This is a genomic window from Bacteroides sp. AM16-24 (genome assembly GCF_003471885.1).
Classification (GTDB): domain Bacteria; phylum Bacteroidota; class Bacteroidia; order Bacteroidales; family Bacteroidaceae; genus Bacteroides.
The window spans coordinates 111,642-132,521 of record NZ_QRKI01000014.1; the positions used below are offsets into that span (position 1 = coordinate 111,642).

Genomic DNA, 20,880 nt, shown 5'->3' on the forward strand with positions numbered 1-20,880 from the left:
TAGAAACGAGGACACCCCTCCAGCAATCAAATCATTCTGCCCAGTCCGGTTTAGGAAATTCCCTTATCGGACTGTACCGGATGTAGGATTCAAATATTTCTTTATCAGGTCCTACTATGCGGGGATCTTCCGATCGTTTCAGTTCCTCTAATAAAGCTTGTTTCAGTTCATTTTCAATCTCAGCATAATCCTTCTTGCCTATCAGGTTATCGAGGCAGAACGGGTCATTACCAATACAATACAACTCAAACTCAGGACGTTTATTAAATGCCAGATCGAAATAAGGACGAATAACGGGGTCCTTATGATTCTCTATCAGAAACGTCTTAGAAGGTGCATCATCCACATCAGTAAATGCCCAATCGGGATGGAAGGTACCATCTTCACCGATTCCGTACATGGGGCATAGTTCGCCCGTTTTCTTATTTAGCATCTGAGGAGCTCCGGCAGGCCAACGTTCCGGTCTAAGGTTCCAGATTAACAGATAATCCTGGTTGCGGACAGCACGCTGCGGATATCCTAAATTCTGCCATCGGGAAGAAGAATGCCTCTCACGGCCCATATACACATACTTTTTCGACTGATCTACTATTCCTTCTTTTTTCGATTTAAGTATATTCATAAAGCTTCGTCCTGAGATAGGAAGCATTCCATCCGGTTTCACTCCCGCTATTTCCAAAATGGTAGGGGCAATATCCACAAAGCTAATCGGATCATCTACCCGGCGTTTTCCCGGAAAACCTTTCGGATAACTAACTGCGAAAGGAACATGTACCCCATATTCAAAACAATTGGCTTTTGCCCGGGGAAAAGGCATACCATTATCTGCCGTTACTATAACAATTGTATTATTGAGTTCACCTATTGAATCCAGATATTCCAGCATTTTAGACAAATGCGAATCAGCCCATTCTATTTCTACGGCATAGTCCAGCATATCTCCTCTCACTTCTTCCGAATCGGGAAGAAAGCCGGGGACATCTACCTGATCGAGGCTTTTTCCATTGCGCTTCCATGAACCCTTTTCATAGACGCGATGAGGCTCGGTAGCTCCATACCAAAAATAAAAAGGCTGTCCGTCTTTACGTTGCTGCATGAAGGAACGGAAATTCTCATAATAGTTCGTCAATCCAATTCCTTTGGCCGTACGCAAATCCGAAGAAATGTTTTTTTCATATTTATGTTTATTGAATGGATGCCCGGCAGCGTTTCCTTTTCTCCATAATGTATCCTGATCGTTCCGTGCATATTGGAAAGGGTCTACACCTTTTCCTGTAAAACCAGTGTAATATCCGCTTGCTTCCAGAAGGTCGACAAACGGAACATGCTCTTTCATCCAGGAAGAAGCATGCTGCCCGGATTGCTTGTTTTGCCAGTGATGGCGCCCTGTTACCAAACTACTTCTGGAAGGTGCACTCCCCGGAGAGCCGCCATAACAATTTGTGAAGTAGATTCCATTAGAAGCCACTCTGTCGAATCCCGGTGTATTTACAAACCGGCTACCGGCAAAACTGGTATGTGCATAACTTTGGTCATCGTTTATCGCGAATAAGATATTCGGACGTTTGGCAGGTTCTTCTTTTCCTTTAGTTCCAGCAAGTACCCCCGAACTTAATGAAAGTAGCACAGCTCCAGTTATATATCTCATAGGATCGTTATTTAAAAACATATTATTTTTGATTTTATTCTTCTATTCTTTTTAATCACCCTCGTATACCAAAGGAGGAATGTTCTTTTCCGTACCAGGGTACCCTTTATTCTGATTGATGATTCCCCCGGAGTTCGTATTGATGGCATACGAAGGAATAGGCCAGAATATATGGAAAGGTGAACAAGTGAAATAGTTTCCGTATGGAGTCCGTACACCTTTATTATAAAAGTCACTGACTTCTATTACCCTGTCGTACCAGAAATTATCTTCCGTCAGCCTGTCCATCGTATACGTCTTCCCATTGTAACAAGGAATTCCTGTCCGGGCATAAATAATAGCCATTCGCGTTAATTCCACTTTACGCGGTTCTTCATAGTACAGTTCTCTCGCTCTTTCATCCAATACGGCACCTATCTTTTGCTTTTCAACATCCGCAGCCGAATACATATATTGTGCATTGGCTCTTTTCCGTATCGTATTTATATCTTCGGCAGCCTTCTGCCACTCGCCTTTCCATACATAAGCCTCTGCCCTGAGCAAATAGGTTTCAGCCAAACGGAAAATATAGAAGTCGCCCGGACCTCCCTGTGGTTGTACGCGATCAGGATCGGGATACCAGGTTTTATAATTTGGCCAGCTAAACCAGCATCTGATGGTATCGTTACATAAAATGTTTCCCTGATCATTATACAATTGTAGATTCTTTCCATACCATTCATTTCCGTTTTTCTTCAGCGCAGGATTGTTATAGACCAACATTTCCATAGTCATCCAGTTTTCATTATCTGTCCGATGCCTGTAATCTGAAAAATCTTCCACCTGGTTGATAATCCATACACCTTTTTGTGCATACCAAGTGGGACGGATACGACTGATTCCTCTGCCGTATTTTTCCACAAGCCCGATTTCATTCTTAGCTGCATCCGACAAACCATTCGCTCCATTGGGTGTTTTAATAACTCCGGTCAGTCCGAAATAAGGAAGTGCATTACGCATGACATTAGTACCATTCGTATTTCCTTCCATACCATATCTATCGATAGTTAACAATAGACCTTCAGTATTTTCCGGCAGACTTTTATTTTCAATACGGAACATATCCCATACTACATCTTTATTGGCAATGCTTTTATCTGATCCGAACCGTTCAGTGCAGAGTTTATGAACTCCACCGTTTATCACTTCGGTTGTAATTCGGATAGCATCATCGAATCTTCCTTCAAGCAAGTAGTACTTAGCAAGCAAATGCTTACAGGCAGCTTTGGTCACCTGTCCACCATTTACTTTATTAGCTTCGGGAACATGCTGTACGGCAAACTCCAGGTCCTTTATCATTTTCAGCCAGATGGATTCTTTTGTGGTGGTGTAATAGTCAACTTTGGGTTCAGTAAGTTCATCCAAGACCAAAGGTACATCTCCATATTGCAAGGTTTTCATATAGTAGCGATAGGCTCTTATAAAATAGGCTCCACCTAATAGCGCATTCTTCGATTCTTCCGATTTGAATGTAGCTTCATCGATTCTGTTTATAATCGTATTGCAGTTTTTAATGTTGATAAAAGAATTATCCCAGTACCATCCGATTTTGGTATATGCCAAATCGTTGTTTTTTCCATCAGGAAGCATCTGATTGTTCAAATCCTGCCATGGAGTCGCTTTATCGGTTGTACCGTCTACAGCTATATCCGAATATTTCATATTTGTACAGAACGGCGCTTGATCGGCACAAAATTCTCCTCTGAAAGTCGTCATTGCTTTATCCAATACCGCTTGTAATCCAGCCTCATCAATCAATGCATTTTCAGGAGCATAAAAAGAGAGTGGCTTAGGATCAAGGAAATCTGATCCGCATGAGCTAAACAGGCAGACAGTAAATGACAATATCGCTGTTTTATATTTCATAATGGTTTTCATGTCTATATAATTTAATTTAGAACTTAAAGGGTCATATTTAATCCAAAAGTAAATATTCTCTGTGAACGCATTCCATCTTCGGGGTCACCGAATTTCCAGTCTTTTGCCCACATAGCTGCATTCTTTACATTCAGTGTTAGTTTAAGATTGGATATAGGAGTCTTTTTCAAGAACTTAGCAGGAACTTTATAAGCTAAGGCTATATTTTCCAAACGTATATAAGACTTATCGAACCATACTGAATAATCGACTCCTTTTGCAGGTGCAGAGCGCAATCTGGCAAAATCATCCAACTGATTTTCAGGAGTCCAATAAGGAATATCCCTAGAGTTACAGCGATCTTCAATATGATCTGCATGTTTTGCCAAATTATAACTCCCCTTATGCCCCCAGAGAGAATACAGAACAAAAGAGAATTCAAAGTCATTAAACAACGTAAAAGTATTGCTCAAAGTCCACGAAAAACGTGGGGTTTTATATCCCAGAAATTGCTTGTCTTCATCTGTCAACAACCCGTCATCATTTACGTCCTCCAACCTGAAGTCACCAGGTGCCTGATTCCATTTGGCAGCCTCTTCTTCTTGTCCGATCTTCCAGGTTCCCAGAATCTTATAGTCCCATATCACATCTTTTGCCTGACCGATAAACCAGTTATTGGTCTTGTCATCCGGTTCTTTTTGCCCAATAAAGTTACCATCTTTATCAAAAACATCATACTTTTCACCGGTTATAGTAATAATCTTATTCCGGTTTAATGAGAAGATCAAATTGGATGTCCATTCAAAATTATGTTGCCTCATATTGATACTGCTCAGAGAAAGTTCGAATCCCTTGTTTCTGATTTCTCCCAAATTGGCGTACACTCTTTTGTATCCGGTGATGGTAGGAAGTTCTCTGTTTACCAATACATCCGTGGTCGACATATAATAGGTTTCTACGGTTCCGTTTAAACGGCCATTAAATAGTCTGAAGTCCAAAGCCAGGTTATAAGCCTCTGTCTTTTCCCATTTAAGCTTTTTGTTTCCCATTGTATTTATTTCCAGAGTAGGAATTGTAATCGGATTTCCATTTAAATCGGTATTCAATGATTTTTCAGCAAGCATTTTAGACAGAGCTGCATAATTTGTAATGTCCCTGTTTCCATTTATTCCCCAAGATGCTCTTAACTTCAGATAATCAACAAACTTCACTTTGAAAAACTTTTCTTCTGAAATCACCCATCCCAAAGCAGCGGCCGGGAAGGTAGCATAAGGATTGGAATATCCGAACAAAGACGATCCATCCCTCCGTACCGATAAAGTCAATAAATACTTGTTCATGAAACCATAGTTGAGTCTGGCCATCAGAGCATTCGATGTTCTGACCTCATCATTACTTGAAAGTTCCGGCAAATTACCTATAGCCATATCATGATATCCGAGTATATCGTTCGGAGTAAAGTTCTGGTTACTCATTTTCTCCGTATCATTACGGAATTTTTCTGCATTTGCCAGTAAGGTGACATCTACCTTATGTCTTTGCGCAAAAGTCTTATTCCAGTTTATAATGTTATCGACTTGCCACTCTCTTCTCAAAGAATTTTCACGCGAAGCACGTCCTCCGAACAACTTCCATTCCGGGTGTTCAGAAGAATCATGTATGTTGTTATGATAGAAGACAAACCGGGTGGTATAATTCACCGTATAAGTAATTCCAAATGGCAAATCCAGAGTGGCATAGATTTTAGGAAAAAAGGTAAAATATTCCTGCTCCCGCGACCTGTATGTAGAGTTTAATAAAGGATGTTTTGCTTGATTATCATCATTAGGATACAATTTCAATGTTTCTTCATCACTTTCATAAAAGGAACTGTAAGGAGTGAGTTTGGTATACTGATCCACATCTGCGGGAACAGAGCTTTCGTCACGATAAGAAAATTGGGCATTCAGACCTACTTTCAAAAAGCGGGCAGGTTTCCCCTCTATATTCACCCTTGAACGTATGGTAGAAAATTCATCTCCCTTTACTAATGACTCATTCGACATATACCCCAATGACCAGTAATAAGAAAAATCTTCTTTTTTCCCGGAAAGACTTATGTTATAATCCTGCCTCGGACCATTATGAAAAATATAGTCTTCCCAATCAATACTTCTTCCCGCTTTGTAATTCTCTATCTCCAATCCGGTCAGTCGCAGTCCCGACAACCAGGCATCTACCAGATTATCCGGTGTGGTACTATGGTAGGCCATCCATTGATCCAAATATTGAGAATCTATCGTACGCGGATCATCAAAAGGGCTCCAAGGAGTCTGTGGTACAGTTGCACTATAAACTGACTTAAACATATCAGAACGCCACTTAATAAATCCATCTTTATCATACGGCTTTACCCTGTTCGCTGTAGTAGCTATACCGATACTTCCATTAAAGTTGACAACAGGTTTTTGAGAGTTTCCTTTCTTGGTTGTAATAGCGACCACTCCATTGGTGGCTCTCGAACCATAAACCGCAGCGGAACTTGCATCTTTCATAATATCCAGCTTCTCAATATCATTCGGGTTTATATCTGAAATATCACCATTATAGATCACTCCATCGACAATAATCAGAGGGCTCGATCCGGCAGTCAACGTATTGTCACCACGAATCATCATATCACTATTTCCCTTCGCTGAAACAGAGTATCCCACACTCATACCCGGAATACTGTTGCGCAATAAATCGCCAACACTGGATGGAGTATAGTTTTGCATACTTTCCGCTTTCACCTGAGAAATAGATCCGGTTAGGTCACTTTTCTTTGCCACTCCATAACCCACAACAACTACTTCGTCCAGAATTTGTGAATCTTCCTGCAAAGTGACTGTTATATTCTGATTATTTTTTACAGGAATCTCTTGGGTAAGATATCCGATATAAGAAATCTGTAGAACCGCATTTTCCGCAACATTCAGGGAAAAGTCTCCATTCACACTGGTGATTGTACCATTTGATGTTCCTTTTTCCATGATATTACATCCAATGACCGGCTCTCCGGTATTATCCTTAATTATACCCGTAATTCGCTTGCCTGTTTGCTGAGTGGCCTTACTCTTTTCATCTGCTTTAAAAATAACGATGTGCTTATCCTCTATTATATATCCCAAATCCTCCCCTTTAAAAAGAGCATCCAAAATTTGGGTGATGCTGCCATTCTTAATATCAAGGGATACTTTTTTCTTCAGGTTGATTTCCTCATTGCGATACCATAAAGAATATTCTCCCTTTTGCTTGATCTGCACCAAGGCTTCTTCTAACGTTACATTTGTTAAGTGGAGAGATAGGTTCTTTACCTGTGAATAAGCTATTTCCGTAGATGCCAAAAAGAATATAATTACAAGAAATAGATAATAAATACGACGAGGGTGTTTATTTTTTAAATTTAAATCCATATTTTTGTATTGATTTTAGGTTTGTAAATCCATGAACAATTACAGACTTTAGTCTTAACTGAAGCGAAAAATGTTAGCGCATTTTTCGCTTTTTCCATACTACTATATCACTTCATCATAGGCATTTTTTTTAGGGTTAATAAATTCTTTTCCGAGCTCTTTTATTTTCATCTATATAGATCATATATTCTTCAATCCTGTATTTTAAACGTTTATCTGCAGTTATCACACGCAATATTTGCTCCAGATTCTCACCTCGTAAGAAGTCGCCGGTCAGAATAATATCCTCAATATTAGAAGAGGTTATGCAAATATTTACATTGAAAATACGTTCAAGCTGTTTGACTATTTCTTTCAAAGGAAGTGCCCTGAAATAATAGATCCCGTTTCTCCACGATGTATAATGGGCAATATCCACTGTACGTGTAGTCAAAGAATGATTGTGCTTATCATAATATGCTTGTTCTCCAGGAGACAGGAAGATTCTTCTTTTCTTGTCTTTACTCTGCACCTCAACTTTTCCTTCTGATAAAGAAACCTCAATCCAGTCATCTTCTTCGTATGCTTTTACATTGAATTGTGTACCCAATACTTCAACGTTAATCTGATTAGCCTTCACTATAAAAGGATGCTCGGCATCATGAGCCACCTCAAAGAAAGCTTCTCCATTTATTTCGACTTCCCTGTTCTTTGAGACAAAAGCATTGGGATAAGTGATTGTAGTTCCGGCATTCAAAATGACTTTACTCCCATCGGGCAAAGTGATTGTTGATAACATACCGAATGGATTAGACATCTCTATTGGTTGACTGTTGACTTGATTGAAACCTTCTTTATATGAAAAATAGCCGGTCATTCCCAATAGAATTGCAATAGAAGCGGCCACAGTGCTGATCTTTAGAAGACGCCTGATGTATCGGCTCCTGTTTATCCGTTTATGAACTTCTTGCAAGATATAGGATTTCATTTCTTCTTCTTTCTTTTCGATTTCAGAAGAAAGTTTCATTTCACGAATCAACTGGCGGAAACTACGATTATCATCATTAGAATGACTCCAGTCTTCTAACATCGCTTTTTCACGATCACTGATGTCATGAATTAATTCATTTCGTAGAATATCAATAAATTTGTTTTCCTCGCTCATAATTAATTGTTTCTAAATTGAGGAGTAGGCTTGATGGGATTTCATTTAAAAGGCATCCCATATTTTTAAATTCTTTAACTAATAGAAGAGAAAAAGAAAGACCATAATAGAGAAAGAGTCAAGTCCGGATAATAGGGTTTTATTTGCTTGATAATCTTTTCTATAGCAATTTTCATTTGTACGCGCACCGTGTTTTCCGAAATGCAAAGTCTCTCTGCTATTTCTTTGGGTTTTAATTGCTCCTGACGAGCCATAAGAAATATCAAACGGCATTTTTCCGGCAATTCGCCAATAATCTTTCCCAATAGCTGCTCCATTTCTTTATAAGAGATCTTATCGTAAGGAGATTCTTCTTCTGTGATTTCCAATTGGACAGGTAATTCATCCAATGAGACACGGTTTTGCCTGCCATTTTTCTTATTGTAACGGGTAACCTCGTTTCTTACGGATATAAATAAATAAGCTTCCAGATTTTCTATATCCTTTAGTCTTTTGCGCGATTGCCATACAGCAAAGAAAACATCAGCAACTACTTCCCGACAAGATTCTGTATCTTTCAGAAAATAGTAAGTATAGCGAAATACCTGGTCATAATACATCTCATAGAACATATTGAATGCCAATGTATTTTCCTCTTGAATCATTGTTAAGAGGCTATGGATATCTTCTGTGTCTTTCACCGATTCTAAAATCATTTTTTTCATTTCATACTATTCCATACAACTATTCAGGAATCAATGACTGAATCTGAGAGACAAAGATATAACTGTTTATCTTTGCCTCCAAATTTAATTTATGCGAATTCAATCGTCTGTGGATAGTATTCACTGAAAAAGACAAGATTCAGTGCTCTGTAATTCTATTCTTGTTAGTTTACTGATAATCAATCAATAGCATTTACCGACGGTTTACTGCAAGATGTAAAAGCATTTACTGCCGCATGTAACGGCCTTTACCCCTTATTGTAACGACCTTTACCGCGGCATGTAACGGTCTTTACCACGGCATGTAAATGGAGTTACCGTGTGGAGTTACTAAAGTTACCATTTGGAGTAAACTGAACTTCCATGAAAGACAACTGTGTGCTTATAAAGGTGAAGTAAGATAATTCTTATCTGAAAAGAAGGAATAAAGTTATGAGCTGATTTATCTTCTACGACGTCCGAACAAGTCCTTTATTCCGTCAAGGTCGAAACCTAACGTGAAGCGAAGTGTCTGGTCGAGTGGATTGCTCTGTGCTGTAGATACCAGGTAAGCAGCATCCAGTGAAAACACACTCATCTTGAAACCTGCTCCGAAAGAGAAATACTTGCGGTTTCCTTTGTTCTCATGTTCCCAATGGTAACCACCACGAATGGAGAACTGTTCGTGATAGGTATATTCCAATCCCAACGACCATTGTATCTCCTGCAGTTCTTCCTTGAAACCACCGGGAGCATCACTGAAAGATTTGAAAATACCCTTAATGGGTGAGATATCATTATAATCACGGTCCAGACGTTCTTCATATTCTTCCTGTGACTCGTCTTCTCCACGGATAGGACGGGTGGGAACCATATATTTATTGGCGTCGAAACTAACTCCAATTGTATTGTAATCATCTATCGGGAACAGTAAAGAAGCACCCAAACGCAAGTTAGTAGGCAGGAACTGACTGGTATTACCGCTATCATAAGAAATCTTCGTACCGATATTAGAAGCATTCAATCCGAAAGAAAGCATGCACTCACGCTGGGCAAGTATGACGTAATTTGTATAATAGAAGGCAATGTCGGCAGCAAAAGCGGAACCGGCAGAAACTTCTTCGTCTTCCCTGTATGCCAGGTCGGAGTAAATATACCGTAATGCAACCGCTGCAGAGAAACGCTCGGAAAGCATACGTGAGTAAGCTATATCCACCGCCATCTCATAAGGTTTAATCGTATATCCCGGAGAATTCTCGTCACCGGTATATCCCACGGGTACTTCCCCCAAAGAAAAATAGCGCAAAGAACCGCTGACTGCCTGATAATCTCCGATGCGATAGTACCCTGCCAGATATGCCAAGTCAATATCATTCACCAGCTTACGCAACCAGGGAGTATATGAAACCGCCACTCCGGCACGGCTGATAGTAAACGGATACTTTGCCGGGTTCCAGAATTGGGAGTTCACATCCGGATCTGTAGCCGCGCCCACATCTCCCATACCACCACCACGGGAGTCAGGGGCAATCCCTAGAGAGTTAACACCGGTATTAACAGGGTTAAACTGATTCTTGTCCTGAGCAAGAAGGTGTACGGACAAGAAAGCTATGATTAATGGTAAGATGTATTTCTTCATACGATATCATTTAATTCTTCATCTGCGGATGAAGAATATCTTTTTAATACTAATTAAACAGAGAATCCCCCTGTTTATTGTGACAGGATGATGATTTTCTGTGATTTCGTACTTTCACGACTGCCATCAGAGACAATAGAAGCACGATATAGATAAACACCCGGTGCCAGGCGTTGCCCACCGTTACTACACAAATCCCATTCTACATAGTAGGTTTGTCCTTCAGATATTCCTTTCTCCATCTGTGTCCACATTTCCCGCCCGGCAAAATCATACACGGACATACGGACTGAAAGTGTGGAACCGGGGCGATTGTGAGAAAGAATAAATGTAGTACTTTCACGGGCAGGACTCTGTGTGCAAGTTACTGAAAAGAGACCGGGACGTAGCCCTCGAACCACCTCAAACTCTAAAGTCTTTGTAGAAGAATTATTCAGTAAATCCCAAGCACGGAATGACAATATATGTTTCCCCTCCGTAAGTTCGGGCACTGAAAAATGCACTGTACCCCGGGTATAATCTCCCGCTACCGGAGTATAATAATCATTCAGATTGTAAGTCGACACCGCACTGCCGTCTATACTAAGCGAAAGGTCATGCCCGATACCATTGCCAACCGTATTGATACCATCCGCATCTTCTAACTCGGCTACAAACAAGGGAGTAGTATTGGTTTGTCCACCGGAACTGAAGTCCGGCGTATTCAGATAAATGGTTATCTTAGGGCCTAACGTATCTGCCAAAGAAACATCATCATCCGTACCGCCTACCAAGAAACGGTCGAAAGCTCCGCCCGCTTCATTAGAGTGAACAGCATCCAGAGCGTAAAGACTCAATAAGCCTTCTTCATCGGAATAATTGATATCCAACGGTACAGGGAAAGTAAACTCAAACCGCCCCTGACGAACCGAATCACTGCCTGAGAAGAGAGTTTTACTGCGCTCCGTATAAGTATAAGCCCCCTCACCACGATTATCAAGAGTGGTTACTTCTTCCTTACTATCCAGTACAGTAGGATGCACTGTGCCGGTAAAGTCTTCTGCTAAAGCACCTTCGGGAGTCAGGATACGTCCTTTTACAGTAATCTTGCTACCGGCTTTCACCTGCGGATAGGTGTTTGTTTCTTCTGCTACATTCACTCCGGCAAATTCATCCACCAGGATTTGATAATCAGGATATGCCAGGGTCAAGGCAGGATCGCCGATCAGAGAGAAATTCAATTTATTCTTGTCAGTAGCCAAAGATGCATCGCACTTTGAAAGCCGCATAACATCTCCCAGTCGCAGGCGTTTACCTTCAGGGCGGGAAAAGATATGACGAAGGAAAGCCTGGTTTAAAATAGAATTCTGCGCAGCATATACCACCCGGGAAGTGGTGAGCAAAGCAATAGCCCCGCCTTTGGCATTCAGGAATGCCTGCTCTCCGGCGGAAGTCTGGATATCGTCGAAACGGGTAAAGTCACAAGTAGCTGTTATCCATAGAGGAAGACGTGGGGATGTCATCTTGGTAATATCTCCCATGTTCAGCAGATTCTCCTCTGCCCAGGCGGAAGTACTTCCGTGCCCTGTATAGTTGACTACCAGCATGCCTTTGTCGAATAATTGCAATAGGCGTTTTGTTGCATCGGGATAAGTTTCTCCGGTAGCAGAAGATTCGCGACGGAAAGCATCGGCATAGATTCTTTCAACAAGGAAGGAAGGATAATTCCGTTCTGTATAACTTGCCAGGATTTCAGATTGGGACATGTGCAGTCTGCCATCCCCGTCATCGCCCACATAGCAAACGGTGTGTTTCCACGGTCCTGCATGCTTATTTTCCATATAAGCGATGGTCTTATCAACAGTAGCTTTTGCCTCAGCAGCCGTGCGAACCGGGAAACGCCCGATACCTATATCCAGCATGGCATCTGACAGATTTTCACCTTCTCCATCATCGAGAAAGCCGAAATAATCGTCCGTTACATAGGAAGAGGTTTCCTCAAGAGAGGTTTCCGATTGATAAGATAGCAAAAAGTTTTCAGGCCGATAATTCTTCCAGGAGGAAGTCAGCATACGGTTATCATAACTGCAATCTCCGAAAAATAACAAATATTTAGGACTTTCAGCCTTATTCGGAAAACGATCATACAACATCTTCATCAAACGACGGTAAGCCGTTCCATCCGGTGTACCGGAAGAGAATTCATTGTAGATTTGCGGAGCAGCAAGAACAAGAACAGACAGGCCATCTTTTTCACGGTGTGCTTGTGCCAGCCGTTCCGCCTGTGTCATCAGGTCTTTCCGGTCGGGAGAAATAATAATCATATCCGTGGCTCCCAAAGAGTGCAGATTTTGATTTGCAATATTCCCGACTGTTTCTACCGTATCAAAGCCGGAAGCTTCCGGAGTGATGGCTACGAACTCACGCAATTTTCCTGCGGGAATGGTAAACGTATATGTGTCGCCTGCAAAGCTGCCTTCCATCCTGCAAATATTTGCGGGATCGGTGACATCCCACACAACAGTAGAAGCTGTGGCACCGGAAAGTACAAATGTCGTCTCTTTATTGATGGAGGTCAAAGAACGGAAAGTAAGGTAAGGAGCAGCATTCAGCGTAAGCGAGCGGATATAGTTCAAAGCAATATAATCCAGGCGCCCCGATGTCCCGGAAGGGCGGGTATGGGTAACGGTCACTACAGTATTCTCCGACTCTGTACCCAGCCAGGAGGTACTTATGGAGGCAGAAGTAGCTCTAGTGTAATATTGATTGTCGGAAGATATGGATGCCAGTGTAGCATTTCCTCTCGCCTTACCATTCACTGCAACCGAATAATAGGTAGATGCTCCAATGGAACGGGCAGCAAAAACTGTGGTCAGCCATACAGAATCTTCCGGAACGATACCCGGCAAACTCAACGTATAATTCTTGGTGTTACCCGTCGCATAATCATAATCTTCATATAGTTGTCTGCCGGTACTTGCCCAACTATATACCTCTTTTTCATGCAGAGTATAGGAATTAAAGGCCGTCAACCTGTTGGTAGAAGGTTCTTTCAAAGAAGAAAGGACTTCGACTTCCATTTCCGGAATATCCTCCCGGTCAGTCAGGAAATAATAACCTTCATCGGAATAGAAGTTACGTTCGCGAACAAAGTAAGTGTTATCGGAACTCGGTTTCCAGGATACAGTGCCACGACCATAAAACAACACACCGTCTGACAAACGCAGCAAGGGAACTTCGGGTAAATCTGCTGCCGGATGTTCATTGAAACGCTGGGATAACAAATAACCACCATAACCAAATACGCGGACTTTCTCGGGTCTTGAGAATCCCATCTTCTTTAATTCGGCATTCGTGATTTTAAAGACTCCGGTATTTCTCACACCTATCTTTGTCCAACGACCTGAAGCGAGAAGCGAAGTAGTGCAATCTTTTAAAGAAGCTCTGGTTAAAGTTGTTCCCGAGCCTCGAGTGGCTGTTCCCTCTCCTATTCCATCTTTCTTTGGATAGGATTTCACGGATAACTTGAACGAGTTCAGCCGTTGGTAGCTTCCTTCACGAAAAACTACAGGGACAAAACTTATGGAGAGAAAACCATGATGTGCAGAGATTTTTGTGAAAGAGTTTATCTGCGGAGATGCCGGTAAACCTTCCCGGAAAGCAACATTTTCATTAGGTAGCTGACGCAAACTGTCGAGCCGTATCTCTAATGCTGTCACCTCATTCCGGCTTAGTTTCTGGTATTCCGGAAATTCAATTTCTACCTGATAAGTAAAGGAACGGAAGTCGTTCCCTAACGGAAGTTCGCGCGTCACCACAGGAAGCGTCTGTGCAGAAGACAATTCCTGCCAGTTCAGCGTAATGAATTCCTGCGCTGAAACCGGAAGAAGAAAAGCAATAAAGCAACAAAGCAACCAGCAACGTTTGATAAACATATCGTAATAAATTGACTCAACGAATATAAAAGTCGAGCAACTTATCTTCTCCGAGGTATCCTTGTAAATGCTGTCCTATCTGTACCGGGCCTACGCCTGCGGGAGTTCCCGTAAACAACAGGTCACCAATTTTCAGCGTCATAAAGCGGCTGACGTATGCAATTATCTCATCCACTTTGAAAAGCATATCCGAAGTATTGCCATGCTGTACTTCCCTTCCGTCTATTTCCAGACGGAAATCAAGCTGCTGCAAATCGCCTCCTGCCTGCTCCAAAGGAACAAAAGTTCCGATAGCTGCCGAATTGTCAAACCCTTTGCAAAGTTCCCAGGGATTACCCGCTTCACGGAACTTACGTTGTAAGTCGCGTGCCGTAAAGTCGATGCCTACAGTCACTGCGTCATAGTAACGGTTGGCAAAACGCGGCGCAATGTTTTTTCCCAAACGGCAGATACGTACCACCACCTCAGTTTCGTAATGAACCTCATCCGAAAAATCGGGAATAAAGAAAGGCTTTCCGTCTTTCAATATAGCCGAGTCGGGCTTCATGAAGATAACCGGCTCTTTATTAACTAACGTATGCCCCAGCTCTTTATTGTGCAGTGCATAGTTCATTCCGACAGCAATAATCTTCATTATTTGATTTCGTTAAAATTCAGGCGGTTGAACATCACCGCCAAATGAGCATATAGAGAAGTATTCTGAACAACGATATTTTCCGGCACACGGATACGGAACGGCGTAAAGTTCCATACAGCTTTGATGCCACCGGCTATCATGGTGTCCGTAATGCATTGGGCTATCTCGATAGGTACAGTCAGCACACCGATGTTCACATCATATTCGCGCATCTTCTGCTCGAATTCACTGGAATGGAAGATCGGAATTCCGTTCAATGTAGTGCCTACCAATTCCGGGTTCACATCAAATGCCGCTACAATTTCCAGCCCGAAATGCTTCAAACCGGAGTCGCGCAACAATGCACCACCCAAGCTACCTACTCCAAACAGAAATGCTTTATGCATATCGGTAAATCCGAGGAAGTCTTCCAATACGGCTATCAGAGTATCGACTTCGTAGCCCACACGCGTACGCCCGGAGATGTTGACATACGACAAATCCTTGGCTATCTGGGAAGCATCTATATTGATTTCTTTGGATATCTGTGTAGAAGAGACGTACCGTTCGCCCCGCTGCTTGAGCAGCTTAACATTCGACAAGTACCACGGCAACCTGCGCAAAGTAGGCTCCGGCACTTTCATGCTATCCTTATATTGAATTGCCTGGTTCGTGGTCATTTTCTTCATTTCTTTCGGTTACGGGTTGACAAAAATACGTTTTTTTCTGAAAAGAATAGTCCTATAGAAGAAAGTTAACATAATTTCTACAAAAGTTTTATTGATCGCCAAAGAGAGATAACGGTAAACTAAGGGAAACTCCCACCGAATGGAACTTCAGACAATCGAAACCGGCAAAGACTCCTATCCGTGCCCTATCGGAAAACCCGATCGAATATCCGATCTCCGTATAGGGACGCCGACCATATATCACAATGGAACGAAGATGCAATGCTTCATCAAATGCTTTTCTTGACAGAAAAGGAAGATGTTTCAAAAGCAGATATGGAGTATACCAGGAGACATTAGCCTGTGTCCAGCGGGTATTAGTGGACAAAGCATAGTTATCCAGTAAACTAAACCCGGTATCGAAAGAACGTTCCGTAACCAGTATGCGGGTAGAAGCAAAATGCTTGAAGTCGGGGAACTGGAGATTCTTGGCATCAAAGAATGAGCCTGCATTCACTGACCAATACAGACGATTGAACATGCCGAACTCGATTTTCTGTTTGGCAGAGAATTGCATCAGGTGGTACGAGGTCAGATAACGGCTACCGCTCATAGGGAAGGCTCTGTCATATTTCAGGGCAAATGTAGGATAACGGGAAGCTTCATACACTTTCTTACCTTGCGACATGTGATAGTAGTGAACCGGAGTATACTCCAACTCAAAAGAAGCTTTCAGGATATCATTCTCAGGCATCGGCCGGAAAGCAGTGTTTTCCGGAATATTCGGTTCGGCATCCCTCTTGAACCAACTTTTACGAATATGGTTATCCAGCATCTTCCTGCGTTGCCAAGAAAGTGAGGAAGAAAAAAGTAATCCGTTAGCCGGCTCTATCGCATGGTCAACTGTGAAGAAAGTATTCTCATAAAGCTTCAGATGGTTATGGCCGAACAACGAGCTGGACATACTATTAATCAAACGGGATTCTCCGCTTTCCGAATTATAATCGGCAGACATAAGACCTCCGGAAAGGGATAAATAGCCACGGTTCCGGGGAACATAATCCAGTGTCAATTCTCCTTGCCCAATCCAGTTTTTACGAGCTGTAGTATAGTAGAAAGAAGGCACAAAACGAAGCGTTGAGGATTCTGACAACTTCACTCCCGTCTTCAGCTTAACTCCTAACCAGAAACCATCCACAAAATTATATTCGGGAATATAAGCGGAAAGACCGGGTAAAGTGAGCCAAGCACTTTTATTGGAAGTTCTGAAAGTCTTTCCCCACATAATGGTGTTCAGTACTTGCCCGACTACTGTTTTCTTCCCGGACTTTTCTCCGGGTGACGAATCTTTCAAAGCAATCTTTTCTTCTTTATATTGATAACTCTGCACTTCTTCCAACCGCAACGGCACGTTACGGATAGTGGTCCAATAAAGAGAATCTCGCTTGTCGGCAAGCGAATCAACCTGAGTATCTTTGCGTCCGATCCGTGCCGGACGTTCAAATTTATGTTTCTTTGGCTGCACCATTGCGGTGGTGGTAACTACAGGTTTTGTTGTTGTATCCGTATTGGTTTCCGGCTGGATATCCGTTTTTACCTCTCTATAGTGTATTGCCGCCAGATAGGAAGCCTCTGCCTTGAAACCCATTATATCGATGGTAGAAGAGGTAGTAATAGAAACCGGCAGAAAGACAGAAGACTGTACTTCCTTGCAAGTGATCTTAATCTTTGCTTTCAGCCCGGTAGCACGAACATTGACATCAGCAGCCGATATACACCACAAATCTTCTACAATGAACAGGTCTCCTTCCAGCAAACGGTTATCATCTTTCTTGGGAATCACACGGATCTTATTTATCATTTGCCCTTCTTCTACAAAACAAGCGTCAAGTTTAAAACGATAGTATGAAAAGGCATTTTTGTTTAAAGGAGAGACTTTACCGAAAAGTTCAGAAGTATAGAGATTAACTGTAGTTATCCCCATGTCCACCTGTATTTCCTCAGGAAAAGAGTTTTTATTGGCTAATACCTTATTATTCCAGATATTGGGAGCAGTAAAATTCACGATCTGCTGTTGCTCCAAGACAAACAGCTTTCCAAGCCATTCTTTTGCATCTTTCCGCACCTCTTTGGATAGTTTCAGGACAGCAGGAATAGCGATCCCTTTACCGGTTCCTTTCAGATATGTACCGGCTGTATAGCTTTTTATCTGAGTACGATAATAAGGAGCACGCGCTATCGCTTTGCGCATCACTGCATAGACGGGATCTTCATTTCCCTTGGTGATGCTTACTTCCGGCAGGCTATAGGTACGTTCGGCAAGCACTATATCCTTCTCATAATCACGATTCAGCATTTGAAAAGTAAAGGTCTGGGATATGAATCCTAAAGAAGAGACCTCACAGGTATATTGTCCGGCAGATAATTTCGTTTGAAACCGCCCATGCTCATCGGTAGTTAAACCTGACTTCATTTCTCTTAGATAGAGGGCGGCATAAGGAACCGGCTTCCCATCAGTATCCGTAACAGTACCCTTGAAAGATTGCGAAAAAGATAGTAGAGTAACCAAAGACAATAGAAATAGCCAGATGATTCTTTTCATATTTCGTATACTTGAAGCTAATTAGCGTTTTCTATTAGACGACAAAAGTCTCAAAAGATTGCAAAGTTCCACGCAAAATATTACTTTTGATTCTTAAAACAGAACGAATATGAAGAATAATGATTGGAAAGAACGGTTGAATGTGGTTTATTCTACCAATCCGGACTATAGTTATGAAATGGAAGATAATGGGGAACAAGTTACCCCGGAAGCTTCTCAACAGAAATTGCGTGTTCAGTTGGATCGCAAGAATAGAGGAGGAAAAGTAGTCACACTTGTCACAGGTTTCGTAGGTACGGAGAATGACCTGAAGGAATTAGGTAAATTGCTGAAGTCTAAATGTGGCGTAGGCGGAAGTGCCAAAGACGGAGAAATCATCGTACAAGGAGATTTCAAGCAGAAAGTGCTGGAACTACTTAAAAAGGAGGGATATACGCAGACTAAGCCGGTCGGATAATCCGGTTCACCGAAACAGACGGTCTATCAGTAAGTATATCACTTCTTCTAAAAGAAGCAAATATGCATAAAAAAACGACCGCAACGGAAATTCCCGTGCGGTCGTTTTCTATATATATATTGAGTTGAATTATTCAGCTTTCAAAGTGAAACGCTTGAAATCTACAATCTTCAATTCAGGGTCAGCTGCTGCCAACACTTCTCTTACAGTCTTCTTAGAATCCATAATATTTTCCTGATTCAGCAAGCAAACTTCTTTCAAGAACTTAGCCAGACGACCTTTAGCGATGTTCTGGATCATTTGTTCAGGCAGGTGTGCAGCCTTTTCAGCAGAAACAGTAGCAATGATTTTTTTTGCTTTTGCTACATCTTCAGCTGTAATCCAACCTTTAGCCATGTTGCTTTCCATGTGGTCTTCGCTGTCCACGTGAGCCGGATTGATATTTGCTTTCTTCAAAGCAGCCTCAACAGCTTTCTGTACCTGTTCTGCTTTTGTCTTTTCGATAGCAACTTCAATCTCTTTCTGCTTCACATCTTCAGAAACGCCGTCCTCATCAATTGCAAGAGGATTCATAGCTGCAATCTGCATAGCCACTTCCTTAGCCAACTGTTCGTTAACTTCTTTGTTGAAAGCAGCGATCGTGCAAAGACCGTTTCTATTCATGTGATTGTAAACGACAGTGCTTGCACCCTCTACAGTCAAATAGCCGTCAAGCTCCATCTTCTCACCTGTAATACCGCTACGGTCAGTCACTGCATCCTGTACAGTACCGTTACCCATCGGCAATGCTTTTACCTCATCCAAAGTCTTGCAGTTGTTAGCTACAGCAAGATCCAGAATATCTTGAGTCAATTTTATAAAATCAGCATTCTGAGCCACGAAGTCAGTTTCACACTTCAAAGCAATGATAACGGCAAAGTTACCGGTAGTCTTAGCCAGAACACAACCTTCAGAAGCTTCACGGTCTGAACGCTTAGCGGCAACAGCCTGTCCCTTCTTACGGATTATTTCCATTGCCTTGTCGAAATCGCCTTCAGCTTCCGTCAACGCATTCTTGCAGTCCATCATACCTGCTCCGGTCATTTTACGGAGTTTGGTAATATCAGCCATTGTTACAGCCATAATATATTTTCTTTTTATAATTAATATTCAAAATGATAGAATGGTAAGATGATAGGATGGTAAGACGACATTATCATCTTATCATTTTACCATCTTACCATTCAAGTATGATTAAGCCTCTTCGTCTTCCTTCAGGAAAGCAGCAGCCTTAGCTGCATTGATTGCTTCCTCGTCAGATTTGTCGAGTCTTGCTTTTGTAGCTTTCTTCTTGCCTTTATTGGCAGGAGCTTCACCAGCTGCTTCCATGTCTACTTTTTCAGCTTTTCTTTCTTCCAAACCTTCCTGCATAGCGGCGCAGCAAGCATCCAGAATTACTTCTACTGATTTAGTAGCATCATCATTAGCCGGGATAACGAAATCAATGTTAGAAGGATCAGAGTTCGTATCAACGATACCGAATACGGGGATACCCAAACGGTTAGCTTCGCGAACTGCGATGTTTTCTTTCATAACATCGATAACGAACAGTGCAGACGGCAGACGAGTCAGGTCAGCAATAGAACCCAAAGTCTTGTCCAGCTTAGCACGTTGACGTGAAATCTGCAGGATTTCTCTCTTAGACAGATTAGAGTACGTACCGTCATTTGTCAATTTGTCGATGGTAGCCATCTTCTTAACAGCCTTGCGGATAGTAGGGAAGTTAGTCAACATACCGCCCGGCCAACGCTCGATTACATAAGGCATATTTACAGAGGCAGCTTTATCAGCAACCACTTGTTTAGCTTGTTTTTTAGTAGCAACGAACAGGACTTTCTTTCCTGATTTAGCAATTTGCTTCAAAGCTTCAGCAGCTTCGTCTACTTTAGCAACTGTCTTGTGGAGGTCAATGATATGGATACCATTGCGTTCCATGAAAATATAAGGAGCCATTGCAGGATTCCACTTTCTTTTGAGGTGACCAAAGTGGCAACCGGCTTCCAATAATGTATCAAAATTTGTTCTTGACATCTTGTTTTTTCTTTAAATCGTTTACTTTCTTTTTTGTTTTTTCTAAACCAACCGCCGGGTAGTCTATCATTCCAGAGTCCCGGTAGTTTAGATACTAAACGCTCTTTCA

General features: G+C 41.9%; 13 protein-coding genes. 1 reads left to right on the forward strand and 12 read right to left on the reverse strand.

Annotation, left to right across the window (positions count from 1 at the left end; genetic code table 11):
- Window positions 1-31: 31 nt before the first annotated feature.
- From DW182_RS15985 to DW182_RS16030, 10 genes are all read right to left on the reverse strand, one after another.
- Window positions 32-1,648 (reverse strand): sulfatase, encoded by a 1,617-nt coding sequence (locus tag DW182_RS15985; RefSeq protein ID WP_118296190.1) that lies wholly within the window; start codon window positions 1,646-1,648, stop codon window positions 32-34.
- 51 nt (window positions 1,649-1,699) lie between these two features.
- Entirely contained in the window at window positions 1,700-3,553 is a 1,854-nt protein-coding gene (locus DW182_RS15990) for a RagB/SusD family nutrient uptake outer membrane protein (RefSeq protein WP_225663101.1), read from the reverse strand.
- 35 nt (window positions 3,554-3,588) lie between these two features.
- A complete protein-coding gene (locus DW182_RS15995; RefSeq protein ID WP_118296162.1) occupies window positions 3,589-6,978 on the reverse strand; it encodes a SusC/RagA family TonB-linked outer membrane protein in 3,390 nt (1,129 codons plus the stop codon).
- Window positions 6,979-7,114: 136 nt separating this feature from the next.
- Window positions 7,115-8,122: a FecR family protein gene (locus DW182_RS16000; RefSeq protein WP_118296163.1), complete on the reverse strand. Its 1,008-nt coding sequence runs from the start codon at window positions 8,120-8,122 to the stop codon at window positions 7,115-7,117.
- 74 nt (window positions 8,123-8,196) lie between these two features.
- Window positions 8,197-8,817 (reverse strand): RNA polymerase sigma-70 factor, encoded by a 621-nt coding sequence (locus tag DW182_RS16005; RefSeq protein WP_118217011.1) that lies wholly within the window; start codon window positions 8,815-8,817, stop codon window positions 8,197-8,199.
- 451 nt (window positions 8,818-9,268) lie between these two features.
- The gene (porV, locus tag DW182_RS16010; protein WP_021967681.1) at window positions 9,269-10,444 is read right to left on the reverse strand and encodes a type IX secretion system outer membrane channel protein PorV; all 1,176 of its coding nucleotides are present in this window, start codon (window positions 10,442-10,444) and stop codon (window positions 9,269-9,271) included.
- A gap of 74 nt (window positions 10,445-10,518) precedes the next feature.
- Entirely contained in the window at window positions 10,519-14,358 is a 3,840-nt protein-coding gene (porU, locus tag DW182_RS16015; RefSeq protein WP_118296164.1) for a type IX secretion system sortase PorU, read from the reverse strand.
- A 16-nt stretch (window positions 14,359-14,374) separates the two neighbouring features.
- Window positions 14,375-14,992, reverse strand: coding sequence for a fumarylacetoacetate hydrolase family protein (locus DW182_RS16020; protein WP_115503185.1), 618 nt, complete (start codon window positions 14,990-14,992; stop codon window positions 14,375-14,377).
- Window positions 14,992-15,654: a redox-sensing transcriptional repressor Rex gene (locus DW182_RS16025; protein WP_022392328.1), complete on the reverse strand. Its 663-nt coding sequence runs from the start codon at window positions 15,652-15,654 to the stop codon at window positions 14,992-14,994. Before DW182_RS16025 ends, DW182_RS16020 begins: the two co-directional genes overlap by 1 nt.
- A gap of 97 nt (window positions 15,655-15,751) precedes the next feature.
- A complete protein-coding gene (locus DW182_RS16030; protein WP_118296165.1) occupies window positions 15,752-18,244 on the reverse strand; it encodes a DUF5686 family protein in 2,493 nt (830 codons plus the stop codon).
- Between the two features lie 109 nt (window positions 18,245-18,353).
- Here DW182_RS16030 and DW182_RS16035 point away from each other — a divergent pair, with 109 nt between their 5' ends.
- Window positions 18,354-18,701 carry a translation initiation factor gene (locus DW182_RS16035; protein WP_117707854.1) on the forward strand — a complete coding sequence of 116 codons (348 nt, stop codon included), beginning with the start codon at window positions 18,354-18,356 and terminating at the stop codon, window positions 18,699-18,701.
- A gap of 129 nt (window positions 18,702-18,830) precedes the next feature.
- On the opposite strand, the gene tsf is transcribed toward DW182_RS16035, so the two are convergent.
- Both tsf and rpsB read right to left on the reverse strand, forming a co-directional pair.
- On the reverse strand, window positions 18,831-19,823 hold the full coding sequence (gene tsf, locus DW182_RS16040) for a translation elongation factor Ts (protein ID WP_118296166.1): 993 nt from the start codon (window positions 19,821-19,823) through the stop codon (window positions 18,831-18,833).
- A gap of 111 nt (window positions 19,824-19,934) precedes the next feature.
- Window positions 19,935-20,771, reverse strand: a complete 837-nt coding sequence (rpsB, locus tag DW182_RS16045) for a 30S ribosomal protein S2 (RefSeq protein WP_044532541.1) — start codon at window positions 20,769-20,771, stop codon at window positions 19,935-19,937.
- Window positions 20,772-20,880: the final 109 nt, after the last annotated feature.